Genomic DNA, 21,608 nt, shown 5'->3' on the forward strand with positions numbered 1-21,608 from the left:
CTTCAACCACTCCTCTAGACGATAATTGAACGAACATACTGATGTAGTTTGTAACCACTCTTCAAAATGTCGCGGAGTTCTTTTTTTCGTCTTTTATCTAAACTCTTAATTGGTATATAATGACTTGCATCGTAAGACTGAGTATGATTGTAGAGATTATTCCTAAGTGCGAGTAAAAGCTTGAAATGTTCAAGATAATCCTTAAAATCAGAGGGATACCCTCTCTTTAGTAAAGCTTCAATACGTTCAATGGTGGATGTTTCTAACAAGCCTTCCTTTATCGCAAGTACTCGAATCGCGTTAACATAAGGTAGAAAAGCGGTCTGCTTTAAATCAATGGATCCTTCGAATTCTCCTTTTTCTTCTCCGACTAGTTGACCAAGTGGACCAATCGCTTTTTTGACAAACATAATGTTCTCCATATGCCTTGTTAACAGGTTCGTATTTACCTCCTGATTGGCATGCAAATGGAACTTAAGCTCACGTAATAATTGATTACTCCCTACAAGAACTCGTGAATCATAAAAAATTTGCAAATAACGTATAGCCTCCCAACTTTCCTCTTCCATCCACGATGTTAACTGTTTTTGCCACCCCTCTACCGAGTTACACCATAAAGGATTGGACGGCATGATTTTCCCCTCACAATATGGATATCCAACTTTGTATAATCCATAAGAAAGCTCTTTTCCTAATTCACTAAAAAAATGAGAAGCTTCTTTTGAATGATCTGCATAGATAATTCCATGATCTTGGTCACTTACATACCCTTGCTCAAATCTGCCCCCACTACCAGTAATAAACCATACAAATTCACAGGGAGGAGTTTTTGTTTTTTGCACCTGTTGCTCTAGCGCCAAATGAAAAATATATTTCATCACCTTATCATGAAAATGGTTTAGGGAATTTTCATCAATCTGATATTGGAAAATCAACTTCTCCCTTAAATTTTTAATTGATTCGTATGTTTGCATGTTTTTGCTCATCGGTACACCCCCTAAACCATAATGATAGCAAGCTCCTCTATCGCTAGAGGGCTTGCACTTTATATTACGAACTTAACTTATCTTCCTTTGCTAAGAATACTTCAGGATAACCATAGCTGCCATGTTCACTAATGTCTAACCCCATAATTTCCTCTTCTTCTGTTACGCGTAGACCACCCATCACCTTTTTGAGAACAGCAAGAATGATAAAGGAAACAACAAATGCATAGAGACCAGATGTAGCAACACCTAAGAACTGTACACCTAATTGCGTGAATCCTCCACCATAAAACAATCCAGGCTGCCCAACCGTTGCAAGCTCTGGTGTTGCAAAGAATCCAGTTGATAATGTACCCCAAATACCCGCTGCTCCGTGAACTGATAAAGCGAAAATCGGGTCATCGATCTTTCTCTTTTCAAAGAATCGCGCACTATAAAAGACAAGAATTCCGGCTACAAAACCAATCACCACAGCTGCCCATGTATCAACAAATGCGCAAGATGCTGTAATTGCAACTAACCCTGCTAATGCACCATTTAACATAGTCGGAATATCTGATTTACCTAATACAATCCAAGAAATGAATAATGCCGCTACTACTCCAGCCCCTGCTGCCAAATTCGTATTTAGTGCAACGAATCCAAAGAATCCAGCGTCCACAGATACCGTGCTACCTGCATTAAACCCAAACCAACCGATCCAAAGAATTAATACCCCCAACGCTGTATACACTTGGTTATGTCCAAAAAGAGTATTCGATGAACCGTCCTTATTGTATTTTCCAATACGCGGCTTCAATAGTATAGTAGCTGCAAAAGCTGCCATTGCGCCTGTTAAATGAACAACTGTTGATCCCGCGAAATCTTGCTTGCCATGCTCGGCTAACCAGCCGCCACCCCAAATCCAGTGAGCAACCACTGGATAAACAATTGCTGCGAAAAGAATGGTAAATACAAGGTATACTGAAAGTTTCGCTCTTTCTGCAAAACCGCCTGTTGCAATTGTAATCGCTATTCCTGCAAATGCTAATTGAAATAAAAAGAAAACAGATGAATTAAGACCTAAATCGAGTTCTTTTCCAGAATAAAAGAATTCAGATAGCCCTACAAAAAAGTTTGCGTTGCCACCGAAGATAAATCCAAATCCAACTGCCCAAAACACTAATGACGAAAGACCGAATGTAAAAATCGTTTTACCTGCGATATGCCCTGCATTTTTCATTCGAGTCGAACCAGCTTCAAGTAGTATGAATCCACCTAACATAAAAATAACTAAAATTGCTCCAACCATTACCCATAGACTGTTCATTAAATAAGAAACGTCCATTTTCAACTTCCCCCTTTAAGCAAACTGTTATTTTACATTACATATGATGTCATAAAATATAACATCATGTATATGATTATTAATATTAATCTAAAATATAGATTGAAATCAACTATTTTTTAAAATTTTTAGATTAATTACGTTAGAAAGTATGACATCAAGCAAAAAAAAAGAAGCATAATCACCATAGTGATATGCTTCTTAACAGCTTCTAGCTAGGATCATTTTCGTCATAAGACAGGGTTGTAACTTGTGTGTAATCGCCTTTTTCTATTTCTTCCATTGTTGCTTCCTCTTGTAAATCATTTTCTGTGTCCATTCCAACTGCGATGGTTGCATCGTCCTTACTTTGGCGTTTCTTCATCAGTATCCACTCCTTTCTTTTAGTATCCCCATATATGTTTTAGTTTGAGTTGGGAATGCTAAAAAAAATGCTGGTAGAAATAACCGTTTTCAGAATAGTATTTTTATACGTTTGGAAGCATTTTTATTTAAAAACCCCTCGCATTTTTATGCAAATTGTTATAAAGTAATCATTGTGACTTTTTTTCGAATAGTATTTGAGGTGAAACAACATGGCAATCCAAAAACAACAAGAAAAACCAGCAATAACTGAATATTTAAGATTTCTAATCCCTTCTTTAATCGGTATTATTTTATTTATTGTACCGTTCCAATACAAAGATTCTTTCACGATCCCTGTTGCGATTTTGGCGGGCATTGTTCAAAATTTATTAGGTGGTTCAATACCTTATATTATGACAACATTGATTACAATCACTGGAATTATTTCTATGTTGACAGTTGTCTTTAAACCATCATTCATTACAAAATCTCCCTTCTTATCTGGACTCTTCTATGTATCTCCTGTATGGGTGATTGCACGAATTCTTGGAACGATTTTCGCTATTATGACGTTATACAAGGTTGGTCCATCCGCAATTTGGTCGGATACAACTGGTGGAACTTTGCTATTTGATTTGATTCCAGTCTTATTTTCCGTATTTTTATTTGCAGGACTCTTTTTACCATTGTTACTTGATTTTGGCTTATTAGAGCTATTTGGAGCATTGTTAACAAAGGTGATGCGTCCCCTTTTCAGATTACCTGGACGTTCATCTGTTGACGCCATCGCTTCATGGTTAGGTGATGGTACCGTTGGGGTCCTCCTTACCAATAAACAATACGAAGAAGGCTATTATACAAAAAGGGAAGCAGCTATCATTGGAACAACATTCTCTGTTGTTTCCATCACGTTTACAGTCGTTATTTTAGCCCAAATGCGTTTAGAGCATATGTTTGTACCGTTTTATTTCACAATCTTACTTGCAGGCTTGGTTGCGGCAATCATCATGCCAAGAATCCCGCCATTATCAAGGAAGTCGGATACGTATTATGAAGGCACTACACAAAAAGCGGACGAAAACATCCCTGCGAATGTAGGTCGTTTTCAGTGGGGTTTGGAGCAAGCGGTCATTCAAGCGAGAAAAAGTGGAGACTTTTCAAAAGTGTTAAAAGGCGGAGTTCAAAACGTGTTAGATATGTGGCTGGGCGTTGTTCCAGTCGTAATGGCAATCGGAACAATCGCACTTATTATTGCGGAGTTCACGCCGTTCTTCACCTATTTAGGGGCTCCATTTGTACCGATTCTTTCACTACTTCAGGTCCCAGAAGCGGCTGCAGCAGCCCAAACAATGGTCATTGGATTTGCAGATATGTTCTTACCGGCCATTATTGGCGCAGACATATCAAATGATTTGACACGTTTTGTGATAGCGGGAGTATCCATCACTCAGTTAATCTACATGTCAGAGGTTGGTGGATTGCTACTTGGTTCAAAATTACCGGTTTCTTTCTTAGACTTAGTGTTGATTTTCTTACTGCGTACGTTTATTACCTTACCAATTATTGTTGGAATGGCGTATTTATTTTTTTAAGTGAATAATTTAAGCCCCGAAGCTGATTCGGGGCTTTTTTGTGCCTTGTGAATGTTAGTGACAGTATTTTGATTTTAGTGACAGTATTTTTGTGTTAGTGACAGTATTTCTGGGATAGTGACAGTATTTCTGGGATAGTGACAGTATTTCTGGGATAGTGACAGTATTACAAAATTAGTGACACTATTTAAGCGTCTCTCCTACATCTTCTAGACTTTCACAGGAACTTCTTCCTTCGTGAATCCTTCTTGATAAATTCGACTGATGATTGACTCAATTTCTGGCTCTTCCACTGTTAAATCAGTAATATTATGGGTTTGCGTAATTTGCGAAATTACGTCTGAGGCGGAAAAGTCATCACGGTTGAAACGAATCCACTTACGGTTCCCTTCTTCTTTCATGAGCTCCCCGTTGGAAACATGTAAATCGACACCATTTTCTTCAACATCAACGATCAACGTCCGCATTTTTCCGAAGCGAGATTTAACTGCTGCTATATCACCGTCATAAACCTTTTGCCCATGGTCAATTAAAATCATTCGTTTACAAAGCCTTTCAATATCCTCCATGTCATGAGTCGTTAAGATCACCGTCACATCGCGAAGTTTATTAATTTCCTGTATAAATTCTCGCATTTTCTCTTTCGCAACAACATCCAATCCAATCGTTGGTTCATCTAAAAATAAAATTTCAGGATCATGTAAAAGGGATGCTGCGATATCCGCTCTCATGCGTTGACCTAACGATAGCTGCCGAACAGGCGTGTTCAAAAACTCGCCTAAGCCAAGAATATCTGAAAATGTGTTCATGTTCTCTTTATAACGCGCATCAGAAACGCGGTATATTTCCTTTAATAATTCAAATGATTCTATTGTAGGGAGGTCCCACCAGAGCTGCGTCCGTTGACCAAACACAACACCAATGTTTTTCGCATTTTCTTTACGATTCTCATACGGTACAATCCCGTTTACAATAATGGAGCCGTTTGATGGAACAAGAATACCTGTAAGCATTTTGATCGTAGTTGATTTACCTGCTCCATTTGGTCCAATATATCCAACCATTTCCCCTTTTTCGATGGAAAAGGAAATATCTTTTACCGCTTCTTTCGTGACAAACTGGCGGTTTATGACACTTTTTAAGGCCCCTACAAAACCTGTTTCTCTTTTTGCAATTTTAAATTCTTTGTTTAAATGTTCTACTTCAATTATGGCCAAGACACAATCCCCCCTTTAATCACGATCCCGCACTCTTATATCGACTTAAGCCGAACATCCAAACATAATATGCAATGACAAAAAACACGATACCCACAAGCGGTGTAAAATATCCGATATAGGAAGGAAAATACGGTGTGTCCTTATCTAATATAACCGCTGCTGGGAAGTAATTTACAAACCCAAAAGGAACAACAAATGCCGTTACCCATTGAACAATCTTAGGATAGATAGCAAGTGGATAGTTCGTTAAATTTCGAGCAGGGTACATCACAACCCAGTAAAAGCGCTCTGACTTCGTAGTCCAGAAGGCAATAGCTGAAATGAATACAAGCAGTCCACCTTGAACTAATATCCCACCGATGATCGCCCCAAGTAAAAAGAGGACTTTTCCAAATTGCCAATAAATATCAAGAGCATTGCTTACCCATATAAATACAAGAATACTAAAAATAAATTGACCGGCAGCTCCAATATCAAATTTCATCGCCATAAAATGAAAAAATGGATTGATTGGACGAACGAGAAAACGGTCAAAGGTCCCGTTCACTATATACGTATCTAAACTTCTAAAATGGAAAAAGAGAATGATACAGAATCCCCATGATAGAACAGCTAACGCGAATAGAAATAACAACTCGTAAAAGTTCCACTTTCCAAGTTCTTTAAATTGATAGAGCATGATCCACATCGTTACAGCGGTTCCTGTGTAGGCTGCGACCATACCAACAATTCGCATGATGAATGCAAAACGATACTGCATTTGGGCACGCACTCCCGCTCCGACTAGTCGGAAATACAAACGAACATATTCAATAATCTTTGTCATCCTTCACCCTCCCTGCACAATCACTTTGTTTGATGCTTTACGCCAAACAAAACGGAGGATTGCATAGGACACAGCTACCCAAAACAACTGAATCCCAATTGAAATAATCACATCTTTGCCACTAATTTCTTCGATAAAAATGGCATTTGGAATAAAATAAATTCCTTGAAATGGTAAATACATTGCAAACGTTTGCAACCAACTCGGGAAAAACCACAATGGAATGACCGAACCCGATAAAAGGGATACAGAAAAATAGAAGATATCCTCTATTCCACCTGTTTCAATAAGCCAAAATGTAAATAATCCAAATGTCAGCTCAATACAGTATCGTATTAAAAACCCTAAAAACCCTGAAATAATAAATAAAATCCACGTCATCCACGATGTTGGCATGCTTAAATCAACAAAGAAAAACAATAGAACATATAAAGGGACAAGCGCAGTCAGCATATAAAAAGCTACACTACCAAAGTCAGCAAATAAATAACGTAACGGTACATCAAATGGCCGCATAAGTTCGAGTGCTATGTCTCCTGTTCGAACCTTTTCTTGCAGTTCCCACAGTGGTGTTCCAGCACCATTGACTGCCGTTAAAAACTGACTGACAACAACATATGTAAGCATTGCCGTTAGGGAGATTCCACTAGCCTCTTCTTTGCCAGCATAAAGTGCATACCAAATTGACATCCACATTAACAAAAAGATGATATTTGAAACCAGCCTTGTCCACACGTCAAAACGATAGGCAGCTGATCTCATAAAGGCTTTCTTCGTAAAAGCCGTATACATTTTTACCGTATCCATTCATTCACCTCTAGTAAACTATGAAACACAAGTTAAAAGTAAGGTATGAACGAGATTCCTTACTTTTAACAGATTTTTCTTTATAGTAGCATAATTCTACTACTTCCGACTAGACTCTTTCTCTCTTTTTAGAACCAAGTCTTGAAACGGTTTGTTCAATCAGGACGGCTACAACCGTTCCAAGGACGAGACCATTATTCAAGATTGAAGTTAAAATAGGCGGTACATCCGTAAACGCCTCTGAAGGAACAAACATCGCCCCTACCCCAACGAATAACGAAAAAACGATGATCAGTCTGGATTTATCTTTGTTTTCAAGATTTTCAAACATCGCTAAAGACGGTAGCATAAGGTTAGCGAAAATGATAAAAACCGTTGCATACCCCACTGGCGCGGGCAAGCCTGAAACGAAGTTCATCACTTTCGGAAGGAAACTAATACCGACCAAGATGAAACTTCCAACAATGAATGGGAGTCTAGTATTAATTTTCGTAGTGGCAATAAATCCCGCAGCCCCTGATATCGGAACAGGTGCAACCGCAGAGAAGAGTCCAGCTAACATTTGGTTAATTCCTGCCATAAAACCTGCCGGACGAAATCTTGTTTTTTCTAATGTTATGTTTTGTGATTGAAGCACTTGTTCAACGACCTTTACACTAGCTATAAGGTTGGTTAATAGCAATAGTGTCACGAGAATCGAAGTCGTAATCATGCCACTATCAAAAATTGGTTGTCCGAAAGGAAAGATCTCAGGTACCTCTATCCATTTGTCCGACGTAACTTTGGTTGGTTCAATTAATCCAAGCACAGCGAAAATAATCCAACCAAGGGCCAAGCTGATTAAAACGGAGTATTGTCTTAGCGCACGAGGTCCTTTTTCGGCAAAAACAAAGGTAAATAGTATAATAAATAAACAAATACCAGCGATTTTTAAGTTAACCGTTTCTGAGCCACGGTAACCAACACCGAAAATGCCATTTATAAAGGAACCGCTTAATTGTAGAGAAAGTAAAATTAAATAAGTGCCTGTTACAACTGGCGTAAATAATTTCGACAGTCGATCAATAATGCCAAAGATACTTAAGAGCATAAAAAGAACCCCGCTCACCAAAATACCAGCTTCAATCGCCCGAAGTGTTTCTTCACCTGAACCATATAATGTCGGACCCAAGCCTGCATAGATAATGAACACGCCCCACCATAAGCCAGCAGGTCCTTCATTTATTGGCAAACGGTGTCCAAAATAAACTTGTATTAAACAGGATAATCCCAATACGAGGAAGGTCCTTTGGACAAAGCTCGCTGTCTCGACTGGGTTCATTCCGTATAGAGCTGCAATCGCGATTGGTGCGACGATGGAACTAGCAATGATAAAGGCTAGCCATTGTAATGAACTAAAAAAAACTTTCAAATTTCTCATCCCTATCCCTATCCTATTATGTATGCTCTCCCATTTTATCACTTTTTTATAAATTTGCATGTTTGATATAATGAGTATATACGCTTTACTTTTGGAGGAAAAAAATTTATGATTCGTTTTGGAGTTATCGGAACTAACTGGATTACAGATTCATTTTTAGAAGCAGCAAATGCAATTGAGGATTTTTCATTAACCGCAGTTTATTCACGAACGGATGAGCGCGCAAAGGAATTTGCTCATAAACACCATGCACCTTATACCTTTACTTCGATTGAGGAAATGGCGCAATCAGATGTAGTAGATGCTGTGTACATAGCTAGCCCCACATCCTTTCACGCCTCTCATGCAATTAGTCTACTGAAACATGGAAAACATGTTCTTTGTGAAAAGCCAATTGCCTCAAACACGAGAGAGCTTATGGAAATGATTCAGGCAGCGAAAGAAAATAAAGTGCTGTTAATGGAGGCGCTCAAGTCAGGTTTTCTCCCTTCCTATTCAAGCATTCGGGAGAACTTACATAAAATCGGACCGGTTCGTCGTTATTTTGCAAGCTATTGCCAATATTCATCCCGCTATGATGCATATAAGGAGGGTACGGTATTGAATGCCTTTAAACCGGAATTTTCAAATGGTTCATTAATGGATATTGGTGTGTATTGTGTTTATCCCATGGTGCAATTATTCGGTAAGCCCGATTCAATCAAAGCAAGTGGGCTTATGCTTGATTCGGGTGTCGATGGTGAAGGCGGTATTCTTGCCCATTACAAGGACATGGAAGGTACGATGATGTTTTCAAAGATCACGAACTCATACATTCCTTCAGAAATACAAGGTGAAAAGGGCAGTATTCTAATCGATAAAATTTCAGAACCTGAAAAGGTAGAAATCCGCTATCGGGACGGTCGAGTTGAAGATATCTCTAACCTCCCGGAGCACCACACCATGTATTATGAAACCAAAGAATTTATTGACCTGATTAAAAATGGTTCCTTAGAATCAACCGTAAACACGTATCAAAACTCGATTGCAGTTATGGAAATATTAGACGAAGCCCGCAAGCAAATCGGGTTAGAATTTCCTGCTGACAGGTAAAAAAACGCTTGCGACCGAACCGTCGCAAGCGTCTCTTTTAATCACCTTTTACATTTTTCAATGCATCTACGATTGGAATTTCTCCACTTACAAGATCAAATGATTGATAATATGTATTTTCCTCAGATAAGGAAGCTACAATCACTTTTGCTACATCCGCGCGAGGGATTGTATTTCTTGTCAAATTCTCCCCAATCGCAACCTTCCCAGTGCCTTCTTCATTCAACAAGCCACCAGGTCGAACAATTGTATACGTTAAATCACTTTGTTCAAGAATTCGATCGGCATAGTGTTTTGCTACATAGTATGGACGAATTGCCTCATTCCATTTTTCACGTTGATTCGCACCTAATGCACTTACCATCACAAAGCGCTTAACGCCTGTCTTTTCTGCAGCTTCAACAGTTTTCACCGCACCATCAAGGTCGATTAGCAACGTTTGATCAGGACCTGTATGTCCACCTGAGCCTGCGGTAAACACAATCGCATCCAAGCCTGTAATGGCTTCTGCTATTTTATCAACATTATCTGCAATATTTGCTAAAACAGTTTCGACACCTAAGTTCTCAAAATGGGCTACCTGCTCTTGTTTACGCACCATCGCAATGGGTGTATGCTCACTACTTTCCTTTAGAAGCTCCACCACTTGTTTTCCTATTTGACCATTAGCACCGACTACACAAACTTTCATCAAATCTAGCCCCTTTCTTTTCCATTTCCTTTATTATTACAAGTTAGGAAATAGATAGCAAATGATAGGGCTTATGATTACTATGGACGGTTCCTCAGATTATTTAGGTACCGTTGGATTGCTATTATGTTCTCCAACAAGGTCGACATCTTCCCAACGCTCCAAATACCATTTTTCAAATGCTTGAGCAAATGGTAATGGGATATCATCAATAGTCTCAATATGTGTCGGAGTTGAACGATTCATCGTTGTAATCGAGGCAACTTGGAAAAGGCTTTGTAATTTCGATTGAGAGTAAGACATTTCAATCAAATGCCTCCGTTTCGTTATAAACATGCGACTGGTTAGTCCACCATGCCACCATTGTACCTGGGTCTCATTCACGGCATATCTCGTATGATGATAATCTAGAAACCTCTGCAAGACAATGACGCATAGGAAGACAACAGACAGGATCCACCAGATTTGTTCGAGCCCAAAAAGCTCAGGTTTAAAGTAAAATAAACCAATTGTTACTAAAAGCCATAACCAGCTTGGTTTCAGCAATTTAACCCACAACGATTTGCGTGGTAACCTTTGTAATTTTCTTGTTTTCACCTGATAGATTGGTAGCAATTCTTCAATTAATTCATATGCTTTTTGGAGAGGCAAAAATGGGTAAAGTGAATTCACATTGATGGATTCATCACCTTTATTTGGATTGGCAGAGCTGATTAATTTTACTTCCGCTAACCCAAATATTCGCTTCATCATCGTTTGCTTTATTTCTAGACCCTGAATTTTCTTTTTTTCAATCGCAAAATAACTTTCATCAAGTACCCCTCGATCTATGTAGATATATCGTGTATCTGAAGAAATTTCATATCTACCATACCGGATAAATGTTCGAGCCACACCAAATGTAACAGCAATAATGATGGCAAAAATCAGGATAATAACAAACAGCCATTTACTTGCAAGCAAGACCTGAAGTACTCCTTCTAGCTGATCGGTATCAGGTAAGAACGGTCTTAACGTATCCAGCGCGGCAAATATAATTGGAATAATAGCGAGGAAGCTTAGGGATGTAAAACTAGCCTTCCACAAATCCATCTTTTCTGGCGTGAAATGAACATGGCGTCTTTTTTCCAGAAAATCCTGCTTTTCATTTTCTATAGATCCCTGTACGTTCTCATCATGATTATTTTCTGACTCTTCATCTGCATAATCTGATACATGAATTTCATGAATTGACTCTACATTTTCAAGTTTTAGTGTCCGCGCCTGTTGCTGACTAGGCTGAACGAGGTCAATTAAAAAATCGGCATGTTTTTTTGACAGTACGTCGAAATGGATGGAATCGTCCTCCCCGTCCATTGCCGTTTCAAATGTTAGAGATGTTAGTCCCACGATTTTATGAAAGAGGGTGGTTTTTCGAGTTACGTTTTGAATTCTGGAAAAAGGAATCGTGCTTGTACGCTTCACAAGAAGCCCTTTATGAATATGAAATGTACGGTCTTTCCACTCATATTTTTCCACAAACCAACTAGCCACTATGTAAAGCAAGCGCAAGAACACAAAGACCAAAAACGCATACCTTCCATACACAAAGTACCAAGACTCTGAATCTCTTTGAATGACAAATAAAAGTAGCATAAAGATGAAGTTACTCTTTATTAATTGATAGATCTTAAAACCCGTACTGAGTGGATGATATCTCATCATTCATCTACTTCCTTTAACTTTGCATAATCTGCTAATCTCTCTCTTAATTCAAGGGCAATACCCTCTTCCAAAGCAGGTATTGTATGAGATGAGCCCATAGTTTCAATTTTAATGGAACGTGCATGATACTTTTTTAAAATGGGGCCCTGGCTTGTCGACACCGACTGAATTTTAGTCATGGGGACAGTCACCCATTCTTTCGTTAAAAATCCATAACTCATTTGAAGATATTCATCATCATAGTGATAGCTCCAGTTCCGATAAAGTAATTGGGGTTCAATAAATGACCAAATCGTTCCGAGAATTGTAAACACAAGCAGAGCAATTAAGATCCAAAACGCCCAAGTAGGCCAGGAAAAATAATGATTTAACCAAAACAATAATCCCAGCACCAAAAATCCGATGATATTCGTAATCGATTCGGATAATAGTCGTATTTTTGGAAAAGCAGGGGATAATTGCTTTTCTAATTTTACATCACTCACTTCCAGCAGCTCCTTATGATAAATCGTATTAGACATATTTACGATAACTATAGCAATAAAGTTTCATTATTTCCTATTTTTATAGAAGTTTGATCAATAAACAAAAATAGCTCATCCTTGGTGACCAATGGGTATCAGTTTGGAAAATTGGGTTTAAATTTATTGAAAACCGACATCTTTTGATGCTGTTTTCATACAATTTTTGTAGAGGTGATGGAAAATGGCAAGAGTAAAACATACAGACAAGGACGTTGATTTAGTAGCAAGGATGATGAGAGCAGAAGCTGAAGGTGAAGGCAGACAAGGCATGCTCATGGTTGGAAACGTCATAGTCAATCGAGCTGTAGCGGATTGTTTAGATTTTAAAGATGTACGAACAATAAGGGACGTGATTTATCAAGTACAAGGTGGAAATTATTCCTTTGAAGCGGTACAAAAGGGGAATCTGTTCTATAACCCAGCAAGAGAGGTTGAAAGAAAATTGGCTAGGCAAACCTTAACCTTTTGGCGCGAGCATCCTTCAAAGTATTCTCTTTGGTATTTTAATCCATATGCTCCGTGTCCACCTACATGGTACGGTCAACCATTTGCAGGACAATTCAAAGACCATTGTTACTACGAACCACAGGCAGGTTCATGTGAGAGTGTTTATCGTCGTTAACCCCCATTTATATGGGGGTTTTTTTATTGTGTAACTTTTAAAAAAATAGATCGTATCATATTGAACAGCATTCGGCCATCATAGAAAAATCGACAAGTACAGGCACTTGTCGATTAATAAAATTTCGCATCCATATTTCGTAAATGTTCGAGGTCTTTTTCCTTCACCAGTAAGCTCACACCAATATACGCAATGAGTGAGAAAAGCACTGGCAGTACAACTGAATGCATACCAAATGGCTCTGGTGAGATTGTATGGATTAGAATATAGCTTCCTACCCCTACGAGAATAGAAGAAATGGCTCCGTATTTATTTCCTCTTCTCCAATATAATCCGAGTACAACCGGCCAAATAAACGCAGCTTCAAGACCTCCAAACGCAAACAAATTCAACCAAATGAGTAAATCAGGAGGATTGATTGCTAATAAAAAGACAAGAATACCTATCAGCCCGGTGACCGACATACTTAGTCTTTTAACTGTTAAATCCGATGCATCTGGTTGTATGTAATTCAGATAAATATCCTTCACAATCGAAGAACCAACGATTAATAACAAGGAATTAACGGTAGACATAATCGCTGCCATCGGTGCAGAAAGAACAACTCCAGCTAACCAGGGCGGTAATACCTCCATTGCAAGCAATGGCATAACCGTATCAGGAACTTCAATCCCAGGAATAATTGCTCTTGCAAATACCCCTGATAGATGCATCCCAAGCATAATAAATCCGACAACGACTGTTCCTATAACCATCGCTTGATGCATTGCCTTTGAATGCCTGTATGACATAGCTCGGACCGCAATTTGTGGCAATCCAACAACTCCAATCCCTACAAGAATCCAAAATGATGATAAATATAAGGGAGTCAGCGAGCCATCAGGCCCAAACGGTGATACGAGATTTGGATTATCGGATATAAGTTCTTTCATTATCGCTGGTACACCACCGCCAGCGATAATTGTTCCTATTAGGATGATTAAGGTTCCAATAAACATGATGACTCCTTGTATCGTCTCTGTTAAAGCTACAGCTCTAAATCCACCAATCGTGACATAAATTAAAATGGAAAAAGCAAAAATGAACAATGAACTCGTATAGGACAAACCTGTTAACGATTCAATTAATCTTCCCCCACCTACCCATTGGGCGGACATTGACGCAAACAAAAAGATTATGATACTGCCTGCTGATAGCAAAACTACCCACTTCGAATTGTAGCGCTCTTTTAAAAAGTCGATGAGAGTAACAGCATGTATTTTTCGTGCAACAATCGCAAATTTTTTCCCTAAAACCGCAAGAACAAAATAACCGGTAACTACTTGAATCATGGCTAACAGTACCCATCCAAGCCCCATTGTGTATGCAGCACCAGGTCCACCAATAAAGCTACTGGCACTCCCGTAGGTAGCAACCATTGTCATTGCAAGAACAAATCCACCTAGCTCCCGGCTCCCCAGAAAATAATCTTGGAGAAACCCTGCACTCTCCTTTAAACGTCCTGCAGCATATATGCCAACAATAAAAATAATCACTAATAAAGCGATAAAAGGTATCAATACTTCCCAATTCATAAGGAGTCACCCCCCTCGTTATCATCAAACGGTACCTCTTTAAATACCTTTTTTACAAGAATGATGACTAACATAACAACAACTAGAAACCCAACCACACAACTGAAAAAAAACCAGCTAGGTAAACCCCAAATATATGTATACTCTTCTACTGGCTTAGACCCTAAGCCATATGCAAAGCCAAACCACCATAGGAAGTTAATAACCGCTAGTGCTATCCCAAGAATTGCCTCTTTTTTGGCAACCTTGTATCTACGGTCACCTGAATGTTTACTCTTATTCATCACGACTTCTCCTTACAATTATCAAAACATTGACATAGTCTCATATCCTCTATACTGCCCCAAATTCCAATCTTGCCATCAAAAAAGCTACCTAAGAACGAACCTTAGGTAGCTTTTACTTATTATTCAGCTGATTCCTCATCAATTAAATAATTGTAATCTGAACGATCAACCGGTTCAAATCCTGGTGGAGTATAAAAACGTAACAAGTCACCATTTACAACTTTATCAGAAGTTCCTAACTTTTCTTCAACGATGTCTTGAAGTTTCTTAGCAGTGTCTAATTGATTCTCGGCAATCTCAACTCCAGTCGTAGAATCATAAAACTTACCATCGACTGATGAAATAGTTGGACTTACGAAATCACCATTACGGAATGGTACAACTTGATCATGTTGTTGTGATAATAAATCCGTTCCGAATTGAACATACTCTTTTGTATCAATTCCAAGCAAGTGTAGAAGTGTTGGAAGAAGGTCAATTTGACCACCATATTGATGGTTTACCCCACCTTCCATTCCTGGAACACGGATAAACAATGGTACCCGTTGAAGGGAAGCATTATCAAATGCAGTAATTTCTTCTTTATCTAAGACTTGCTTCATGGCTTTATTATGGTTTTCAGAAATACCATAGTGGTCACCATACATAATGATTATCGAATTATCGTATAATCCTTTTTCTTTTAAATCATTGAAGAATTGCTTTAAAGCTTCATCTGCATAACGTGCAGTTTGGAAATAACCATCAACAGAACGATCACCTGTTGTATGAGGAGCAATGGTTGCATCCTCTTCACTAATCTTGTACGGATAGTGATGCGTTACTGTAATAAATTTTGAATAAAATGGCTGCGGTAATGTATCTAGTAAATCCGCAGACTGCTCATAAAATGGCTTATCCATAAGTCCATATTCAGCAAGATCTTCTGGATTCATTTGATAAAAGCTTGAATCAAAGAAGTGATTATAGCCAAATGACTTATAAATTTCATTACGGTTCCAGAAGCTTCCTGAGTTACCGTGGAACACTGCTGACGTATAGCCTTGCTGACCAAGAATGGCTGGTGCCGCTTGATATGTGTTCATGCCTTTAGTTGTAAAAGCTGAACCCTGTGGAAGACCATACAATGAGTTCTCAAGAATAAACTCCGCATCAGCAGTCTTACCTTGTGCTGTCTGATGGAAGAAATTATCAAAATACATGGTATTTTCTTCTTTAGTTAATGAGTTAAGGAAAGGTGTTACTTCTTCCCCATGTAACTTGTAATCAATTAAGAAGGTTTGAATGGATTCAAGATGAACATAGATAACATTCATCCCTTTACCTACTCCAAAATACTCCGGATTTGGTTCTGCATAATTTGCTTTCGTATAGTTAATCACTTCAATACTGTCATTACTGTCTGCTAACGCTCTTTGCGTTGAAGCTTTTGTACTTTGAACAGCATCATAAATTGTATAGTTGTACATACCTAGATATTTCACAATATAGTGGCGGTCAAATCCACGTGTTAACAGCTGTGGACGATCAGCCTCTGCAAGAGAAAGGTTTATAGCTGAAATCAAAATCGCAAACGCGAATAATGCAGCCACCTTTATTCCTCTCAAGCTTGTTGTCGTTTCAACCTTGATGACTTTAAAGATCACAAGTGCTACTAATACAAAGAAGTCAACAAAGAACAAGAAATCATATGGTTTTAAAAGTGAAGTAATACTTCCACTTACATCACCAAAGTTTTGTGTTTGGAACAATGTTGGCAATGTAATAAAGTCACTAAAGAATCGGTAATACATAATATTTGCGTATAAAAGGAATGACATTAGAAAATAGATAATAAGAAGTCTTCTATATCTCTTCTTCCCTTTGCCCAAAAATGAAAAACCTAAGAAAAATAAAGCCGATCCAAGTGGATTTAATAGTAATAGAAACGTCTGTAATGAATTATCAATACTTAAATTAAATTCAGTTGATTGTGAAATATATGTTTTCATCCATAGAAATAACACTGCTAATAAATAAAAGCCAAAAAAGCTAGTGAAGATATTTTGACCACGTTTTAGAATGTTCTTTTTCATGATTGCACCTACCTTCAATTTAAACAAAAAAATTAATATTTCTTCTAGGAAAACTCAAAAACCATTCTATCAAGAAAATATGAACAAATTATTAACATACGTAATAAAATTTACATTTGCGGTACATTCACTTACTTTACTACGTTTCTTTAAAAAGTCAAGAGTCCTGAAAAACCCCGAAATTTTCTTGCAACTTCTGTATCCCCTTACATTCTTGCCTGTACACATTTTTCACAAACAATAAAATGATACGTTACATCCTTTCTAAATATGACTGGCTTTTTCAAGCAAATCAAAAGACGAAGGCGTAGTTCTCAATTATACTATTATAAAAGGAACTTACTTCATTAGAAAGGGCTATTGGGACTATGTTTATATTTGCAGTTATAATATTTATGTTGTTTTATGTCGGAATGTGTTTGTTTTTTGGGTATATGGGCTGGGTCTGGCTTAACAAATCCTTCTCATTCCGCTATAAAAAAACATATATAGTAGTCATCGTCGTTTTATCATTATCTATATTTGCTGGGTTCGCAACTTCCTCTTCAGTTTTACAAACAATTGGTTATTATTGGCTAACACTAACAGGATATGGTCTCTTCCTATTGCCAATTGCAATTCTATTATTTTTTCTATTTAAAAAGAAAGGTATTCGTATTATTGGCTTTGGAGTTCTCTTTGTGTATGTCCTAATTTTGGGTTTCGGGACCTACTATGCTTGGAGTCCTGTTGAGAGAACCTATGAAGTCTCAATTAACAAAAATACCGAACGGGATCATTTGAAAATTTTAATGGCATCAGATTTTCACCTTGGTAGTATCGTTGGTGAAAACCACCTTAAAAAATTTGTCCATTTAATAGAAGAAACTAGTCCTGATATCGTGTTAATCCCAGGTGATCTAATCGACGATCATATCGAACCATTTTTAAAGGAAAATATGGGTAAAACCTTAAAGGAAATCAAGGCTCCACTTGGAGTTTACGCAACACTTGGAAATCATGACTATTATGGAAATGACGATAAGAAAATTGTCGAAGAAATGGAAAAGCTCGGAATCGAGGTTTTAACAGATGAAGTTACCATGATCGAAAATGGTATCTATTTAATAGGAAGAAATGATAATACAGATGAAAATCGAGCTGAATTAAACGAGCTTGTTGCGACTCTTGAACAATCAAAACCGATGATTATGTTAGACCATCAACCTAATGACCTTGATGCAGCTATGGAAAACGGAATCGACTTAATTCTGTCAGGCCATACCCATCGAGGTCAAGTGTTTCCCGGAAACCTGATTACCAACAGGCTTTATGAAAATGACTACGGCTTGTTGAAAAAAGGAGATTTACACTCAGTTGTGTCGTCTGGATTCGGCACATGGGGCCCTCCACTCCGACTTGGAACAAGATCAGAAGTTGTCATAATCAATGTGAAATTTGATTAAAAAGCATTACCTCACAGGAGGTAATGCTTTATTAATTAGTTTACTGATGTAGTATTCTCTTTCCCTTTGCCAATAAGTTGGTCAAGAGCAAATGCCTTAGAACCAGTTATCGCAAGCATCACAGCCATCGCAAGAAACGCTAAGTCTAATTCATAACCTGCCATCTGACCGTTACCAAGGAACCCTATTGCAAGTTTTACTTTCACAATGGCCCCAACCATTACTACCGCAAAAAGAATAGAAACAATCCGACTAAATAAGCCTAGGACTAACATAATTCCTCCAACAAGTTCAACAACTGCTACACCATAAGCCACAACACCAGGAATTCCTATGCTTTCAAACCAGCCCGCAGTATTTTCAACTCCACCTTGAAACTTATCTAGCCCATGAATAAAAAACGTAATACCTAAAACAACTCTTATAATTAATTGACCTAATTCAAATTTATTTTCCATTTGTATTTCCCCCATTTTTTAGATTGAATGTAATCCATTCGTTTAAATCACGATAATTTTGTAATGAAACGGTATGTCCTTCTGGATAAGAATGAAAACTTACATTTGCCCCTTGCCTTTCAAAAAACTCCTTGCTCTCAACTCCCCATTCAAATGGAAGCACAGGATCATGTTCCCCATGTGAAATGAAGATTGAAAGGTTGTCGACGGGCTGTATATCATAATCCTCTTTAACGAAGGCAGGAATATACCCACTTAATGCAACAATGCCCTTAATACGATCACCTAAGGCAAGCCCTAGAGTCATCGAAACTATTGCTCCTTGGCTAAATCCTAGTAAATAGATCCTTTCTTGATCAATTGGATAATACTGCGATGCATAATCAAGAAAATTTGTAAGTTGACCAATGCTTTGGTCGAATACCTCTCTGTGCGGCTTGCCATAACCCTCAATTGTAAAGAATGCATAACCTGGTGGCTGTGTTAATGGCCCACGAATACTATATATATAAAAAGTATCCTCCAACCCTCTTACTAACGAAAGAAGATCTTGTTCATTGCTCCCCATACCATGCATTAAAAATAGAGCAGGATATTTTTTATCGGGATCAATTGTTGAAGGATGGCGCAGTTCATAGGTAAATGGTGAATTCAAGTAATTTCCCTCTCCTTTATGTTATTTACTTATTAAAAAGTTCCTCACAGCGCAGTATTTACATAGAGATAAAATATTATTATTAGGAAACTATCGGACAAAAAGAAAAACCTATCCAGGTTTTGTTTTCTAATATGAATATTTGTTGTTTATAAGATAACAAGGAACCTAGTAGCTTGTCAACATTTTTTTTGCTACTATTAAAGAAAGTTTCATACTAGAAAACATGTGAGGTAAAGCTATGGATATTGGTACAAAAATTCGTGCGATACGAAATCGAAAAAAAATCACAATCGCCCAAATGTGTGAAGGCACTGGTCTATCTAAAGGTTTTATTAGTAATGTTGAAAACAATAATACGTCTCCATCCATTAATACACTAAAAACAATCGCAGATTTTCTTGAAATTCCACTTCCCTACTTATTATTAGAAAAGAAAGAACATATGCGTGTTGTTCGTAAGGATGATAGAACGACTACCTCCTTTAACAATTTAAAAGTAGAACACCTCACCTCTAAAGGCGGGCTTCGTATGATGATTGTCGAATGTCCACCTGGTGCATCAATGGGAGAGCCGAACGCCCATGAAGGGGAAGAATGCCATTTGGTCTTACAAGGAAAGATTCTTGCTGAACAAGGGGAAGATTCCGTTATTGTTGAAGAGGGAGATTCTTTTAGCTGGAATGCAAGCGTCCCGCATTTCGTAAAAAACATTGGAGATACGAAGGCTGTAATCTTAATCTCCGTTTATTCTGATTCAGAATTGAATGATATTTTATAGTACAAGCTTGCGTACAACGCAGGCTTTTTTTCATGGTTATTCGTTAGTTCGTAGGCCAATACTAAAAAAGCTTTGACAACGGTTTAAAAATCATGTAAATTATCTAATGTACGAACATTATTGAACAACCAAGAAAATAATATTCGGTTTTAGGAGTGTTTTTTAAATGGAAAATGTATTTGATTATGAAGATATTCAGTTAATCCCTGCAAAATGTATTGTTAACAGTCGTTCAGAGTGTGACACAACAGTTGAATTTGGTGGCCACACATTTAAACTACCGGTTGTCCCTGCAAACATGCAGACCATTATAGATGAGAACATCGCATTATTTTTAGCTGAAAATGGCTATTTCTATATCATGCACCGTTTCAATCCAGAAAAACGTGTCGATTTTATTAAGGATATGCAATCTCGCGGTTTAATCGCTTCTATCAGTGTTGGAGTGAAGCCTGAGGAATACACTTTCGTTGAACAACTTGCTGAAGGTAATCTTGTACCTGAATTTATTACAATTGACATTGCACATGGTCATTCGAATTCAGTGATTGAAATGATTAAACATATAAAAGCACATTTACCAAAAAGCTTCGTGATCGCTGGTAACGTTGGTACTCCAGAAGCAGTAAGAGAACTAGAAAATGCTGGAGCTGATGCTACAAAGGTTGGAATTGGGCCTGGTAAAGTGTGTATCACTAAAATTAAAACTGGTTTTGGAACTGGCGGTTGGCAGCTAGCTGCACTTCGTTGGTGTGCAAAGGCTGCAACTAAGCCAATCATTGCTGACGGTGGTATCCGTACGCATGGTGATATCGCAAAATCAATTCGCTTCGGTGCAAAAATGGTCATGATCGGTTCCCTTTTCGCAGGACACGAAGAGTCACCAGGTGAAACAACAGAAGTCGAAGGTAAGCTAGTTAAGGAATACTTCGGTTCAGCTTCTGAGTTCCAAAAAGGTGAAAAGAAGAATGTTGAAGGAAAGAAAATCTATGTTGAGCACAAAGGCTCATTAAAAGATACACTAAAAGAAATGGAACAAGACCTTCAGTCCTCTATTTCTTATGCTGGAGGAACGAAACTAGATTCCATCCGCCACGTTGATTATGTGATCGTTAAGAACTCAATCTTTAATGGTGACCGAATCTACTAATTTTAAAAAGGATGAGCTATTGCAGCT

General features: G+C 38.0%; 21 protein-coding genes. 6 read left to right on the forward strand and 15 right to left on the reverse strand.

The window, feature by feature from the left end; genetic code table 11:
• Positions 1-14 precede the first annotated feature (14 nt).
• The 3 genes from CKJ95_RS11940 to CKJ95_RS23350 all read right to left on the reverse strand — a co-directional run bounded on the left by CKJ95_RS11940 (position 15) and on the right by CKJ95_RS23350 (position 2,677).
• Complete coding sequence (locus CKJ95_RS11940) at positions 15-986, reverse strand: DUF294 nucleotidyltransferase-like domain-containing protein (RefSeq protein WP_099353657.1); 972 nt, start codon at positions 984-986, stop codon at positions 15-17.
• Between the two features lie 64 nt (positions 987-1,050).
• On the reverse strand, positions 1,051-2,313 hold the full coding sequence (locus tag CKJ95_RS11945; protein WP_099353658.1) for an ammonium transporter: 1,263 nt from the start codon (positions 2,311-2,313) through the stop codon (positions 1,051-1,053).
• Positions 2,314-2,524: 211 nt separating this feature from the next.
• The gene (locus tag CKJ95_RS23350; RefSeq protein ID WP_180271485.1) at positions 2,525-2,677 is read right to left on the reverse strand and encodes a hypothetical protein; all 153 of its coding nucleotides are present in this window, start codon (positions 2,675-2,677) and stop codon (positions 2,525-2,527) included.
• 211 nt (positions 2,678-2,888) lie between these two features.
• Between CKJ95_RS23350 and CKJ95_RS11950 the strand changes: the two genes are divergently transcribed.
• Positions 2,889-4,250 (forward strand): YjiH family protein, encoded by a 1,362-nt coding sequence (locus CKJ95_RS11950; protein WP_099353659.1) that lies wholly within the window; start codon positions 2,889-2,891, stop codon positions 4,248-4,250.
• 209 nt (positions 4,251-4,459) lie between these two features.
• Here CKJ95_RS11950 and CKJ95_RS11955 read toward each other — a convergent pair whose 3' ends face one another.
• The 4 genes from CKJ95_RS11955 to CKJ95_RS11970 form a co-directional block, all read right to left on the reverse strand.
• Positions 4,460-5,467: an ABC transporter ATP-binding protein gene (locus CKJ95_RS11955; RefSeq protein WP_099353660.1), complete on the reverse strand. Its 1,008-nt coding sequence runs from the start codon at positions 5,465-5,467 to the stop codon at positions 4,460-4,462.
• A gap of 19 nt (positions 5,468-5,486) precedes the next feature.
• The gene (locus tag CKJ95_RS11960) at positions 5,487-6,296 is read right to left on the reverse strand and encodes an ABC transporter permease (protein WP_099353661.1); all 810 of its coding nucleotides are present in this window, start codon (positions 6,294-6,296) and stop codon (positions 5,487-5,489) included.
• A 3-nt stretch (positions 6,297-6,299) separates the two neighbouring features.
• The gene (locus CKJ95_RS11965; RefSeq protein ID WP_099353662.1) at positions 6,300-7,103 is read right to left on the reverse strand and encodes an ABC transporter permease; all 804 of its coding nucleotides are present in this window, start codon (positions 7,101-7,103) and stop codon (positions 6,300-6,302) included.
• 109 nt (positions 7,104-7,212) lie between these two features.
• Entirely contained in the window at positions 7,213-8,514 is a 1,302-nt protein-coding gene (locus CKJ95_RS11970; RefSeq protein WP_099353861.1) for a purine/pyrimidine permease, read from the reverse strand.
• A gap of 117 nt (positions 8,515-8,631) precedes the next feature.
• Here CKJ95_RS11970 and CKJ95_RS11975 point away from each other — a divergent pair, with 117 nt between their 5' ends.
• Positions 8,632-9,615, forward strand: coding sequence for a Gfo/Idh/MocA family protein (locus CKJ95_RS11975; protein WP_099353663.1), 984 nt, complete (start codon positions 8,632-8,634; stop codon positions 9,613-9,615).
• Between the two features lie 37 nt (positions 9,616-9,652).
• Here CKJ95_RS11975 and CKJ95_RS11980 read toward each other — a convergent pair whose 3' ends face one another.
• The 3 genes from CKJ95_RS11980 to CKJ95_RS11990 form a co-directional block, all read right to left on the reverse strand.
• Entirely contained in the window at positions 9,653-10,306 is a 654-nt protein-coding gene (locus CKJ95_RS11980; protein WP_099353664.1) for an SDR family oxidoreductase, read from the reverse strand.
• 99 nt (positions 10,307-10,405) lie between these two features.
• Positions 10,406-12,010 carry a PH domain-containing protein gene (locus CKJ95_RS11985; RefSeq protein WP_257215779.1) on the reverse strand — a complete coding sequence of 535 codons (1,605 nt, stop codon included), beginning with the start codon at positions 12,008-12,010 and terminating at the stop codon, positions 10,406-10,408.
• Entirely contained in the window at positions 12,007-12,495 is a 489-nt protein-coding gene (locus CKJ95_RS11990; RefSeq protein ID WP_257215780.1) for a PH domain-containing protein, read from the reverse strand. Before CKJ95_RS11990 ends, CKJ95_RS11985 begins: the two co-directional genes overlap by 4 nt.
• Before the next feature lie 220 nt (positions 12,496-12,715).
• Here CKJ95_RS11990 and CKJ95_RS11995 point away from each other — a divergent pair, with 220 nt between their 5' ends.
• The gene (locus CKJ95_RS11995; RefSeq protein WP_099353666.1) at positions 12,716-13,156 is read left to right on the forward strand and encodes a cell wall hydrolase; all 441 of its coding nucleotides are present in this window, start codon (positions 12,716-12,718) and stop codon (positions 13,154-13,156) included.
• Between the two features lie 113 nt (positions 13,157-13,269).
• On the opposite strand, the gene panF is transcribed toward CKJ95_RS11995, so the two are convergent.
• The 3 genes from panF to CKJ95_RS12010 form a co-directional block, all read right to left on the reverse strand.
• On the reverse strand, positions 13,270-14,730 hold the full coding sequence (gene panF, locus CKJ95_RS12000) for a sodium/pantothenate symporter (protein WP_099353667.1): 1,461 nt from the start codon (positions 14,728-14,730) through the stop codon (positions 13,270-13,272).
• On the reverse strand, positions 14,727-15,014 hold the full coding sequence (locus CKJ95_RS12005) for a YhdT family protein (RefSeq protein ID WP_099353668.1): 288 nt from the start codon (positions 15,012-15,014) through the stop codon (positions 14,727-14,729). Before CKJ95_RS12005 ends, panF begins: the two co-directional genes overlap by 4 nt.
• A gap of 122 nt (positions 15,015-15,136) precedes the next feature.
• The gene (locus CKJ95_RS12010) at positions 15,137-17,092 is read right to left on the reverse strand and encodes an LTA synthase family protein (RefSeq protein WP_180271486.1); all 1,956 of its coding nucleotides are present in this window, start codon (positions 17,090-17,092) and stop codon (positions 15,137-15,139) included.
• 368 nt (positions 17,093-17,460) lie between these two features.
• Here CKJ95_RS12010 and CKJ95_RS12015 point away from each other — a divergent pair, with 368 nt between their 5' ends.
• Positions 17,461-18,537: a metallophosphoesterase gene (locus tag CKJ95_RS12015; protein ID WP_099353669.1), complete on the forward strand. Its 1,077-nt coding sequence runs from the start codon at positions 17,461-17,463 to the stop codon at positions 18,535-18,537.
• 35 nt (positions 18,538-18,572) lie between these two features.
• Here the strand turns inward: CKJ95_RS12015 and CKJ95_RS12020 are convergent, their stop codons facing one another.
• Together CKJ95_RS12020 and CKJ95_RS12025 are read right to left on the reverse strand one after the other, a co-directional pair.
• Positions 18,573-18,995: a DoxX family protein gene (locus CKJ95_RS12020; RefSeq protein WP_099353670.1), complete on the reverse strand. Its 423-nt coding sequence runs from the start codon at positions 18,993-18,995 to the stop codon at positions 18,573-18,575.
• Positions 18,985-19,650 carry an alpha/beta hydrolase gene (locus CKJ95_RS12025; RefSeq protein ID WP_099353671.1) on the reverse strand — a complete coding sequence of 222 codons (666 nt, stop codon included), beginning with the start codon at positions 19,648-19,650 and terminating at the stop codon, positions 18,985-18,987. Before CKJ95_RS12025 ends, CKJ95_RS12020 begins: the two co-directional genes overlap by 11 nt.
• 241 nt (positions 19,651-19,891) lie before the next feature.
• On the opposite strand from CKJ95_RS12025, the gene CKJ95_RS12030 reads away from it, so the two are divergent.
• Both CKJ95_RS12030 and guaC read left to right on the forward strand, forming a co-directional pair.
• Positions 19,892-20,431, forward strand: coding sequence for a helix-turn-helix domain-containing protein (locus tag CKJ95_RS12030; RefSeq protein WP_099353672.1), 540 nt, complete (start codon positions 19,892-19,894; stop codon positions 20,429-20,431).
• Between the two features lie 166 nt (positions 20,432-20,597).
• Complete coding sequence (gene guaC / locus CKJ95_RS12035; RefSeq protein WP_099353673.1) at positions 20,598-21,581, forward strand: GMP reductase; 984 nt, start codon at positions 20,598-20,600, stop codon at positions 21,579-21,581.
• Positions 21,582-21,608 lie beyond the last annotated feature (27 nt).

This window comes from Fredinandcohnia onubensis (genome assembly GCF_002734285.1).
GTDB classification, from domain to species: Bacteria; Bacillota; Bacilli; order Bacillales; family Bacillaceae_L; genus Ferdinandcohnia; species Ferdinandcohnia onubensis_A.

Excerpts from the sequence above, each read along its gene's own strand:
- CKJ95_RS12010 (WP_180271486.1), bottom strand. The coding sequence starts at position 17,092 with ATGAAAAAGAACATTCTAAAACGTGGTCAAAATATCTTCACTAGCTTT.
- CKJ95_RS11945 (WP_099353658.1), bottom strand. The coding sequence starts at position 2,313 with ATGGACGTTTCTTATTTAATGAACAGTCTATGGGTAATGGTTGGAGCA.
- CKJ95_RS11995 (WP_099353666.1), top strand. The coding sequence starts at position 12,716 with ATGGCAAGAGTAAAACATACAGACAAGGACGTTGATTTAGTAGCAAGG.
- CKJ95_RS11940 (WP_099353657.1), bottom strand. The coding sequence starts at position 986 with ATGAGCAAAAACATGCAAACATACGAATCAATTAAAAATTTAAGGGAG.
- CKJ95_RS11985 (WP_257215779.1), bottom strand. The coding sequence starts at position 12,010 with ATGATGAGATATCATCCACTCAGTACGGGTTTTAAGATCTATCAATTA.
- CKJ95_RS12020 (WP_099353670.1), bottom strand. The coding sequence starts at position 18,995 with ATGGAAAATAAATTTGAATTAGGTCAATTAATTATAAGAGTTGTTTTA.
- CKJ95_RS11980 (WP_099353664.1), bottom strand. The coding sequence starts at position 10,306 with ATGAAAGTTTGTGTAGTCGGTGCTAATGGTCAAATAGGAAAACAAGTG.
- guaC (WP_099353673.1), top strand. The coding sequence starts at position 20,598 with ATGGAAAATGTATTTGATTATGAAGATATTCAGTTAATCCCTGCAAAA.
- CKJ95_RS11965 (WP_099353662.1), bottom strand. The coding sequence starts at position 7,103 with ATGGATACGGTAAAAATGTATACGGCTTTTACGAAGAAAGCCTTTATG.
- CKJ95_RS12005 (WP_099353668.1), bottom strand. The coding sequence starts at position 15,014 with ATGAATAAGAGTAAACATTCAGGTGACCGTAGATACAAGGTTGCCAAA.
- CKJ95_RS11950 (WP_099353659.1), top strand. The coding sequence starts at position 2,889 with ATGGCAATCCAAAAACAACAAGAAAAACCAGCAATAACTGAATATTTA.
- panF (WP_099353667.1), bottom strand. The coding sequence starts at position 14,730 with ATGAATTGGGAAGTATTGATACCTTTTATCGCTTTATTAGTGATTATT.
- CKJ95_RS23350 (WP_180271485.1), bottom strand. The coding sequence starts at position 2,677 with ATGAAGAAACGCCAAAGTAAGGACGATGCAACCATCGCAGTTGGAATG.
- CKJ95_RS11960 (WP_099353661.1), bottom strand. The coding sequence starts at position 6,296 with ATGACAAAGATTATTGAATATGTTCGTTTGTATTTCCGACTAGTCGGA.
- CKJ95_RS11975 (WP_099353663.1), top strand. The coding sequence starts at position 8,632 with ATGATTCGTTTTGGAGTTATCGGAACTAACTGGATTACAGATTCATTT.
- CKJ95_RS12030 (WP_099353672.1), top strand. The coding sequence starts at position 19,892 with ATGGATATTGGTACAAAAATTCGTGCGATACGAAATCGAAAAAAAATC.
- CKJ95_RS12015 (WP_099353669.1), top strand. The coding sequence starts at position 17,461 with ATGTTTATATTTGCAGTTATAATATTTATGTTGTTTTATGTCGGAATG.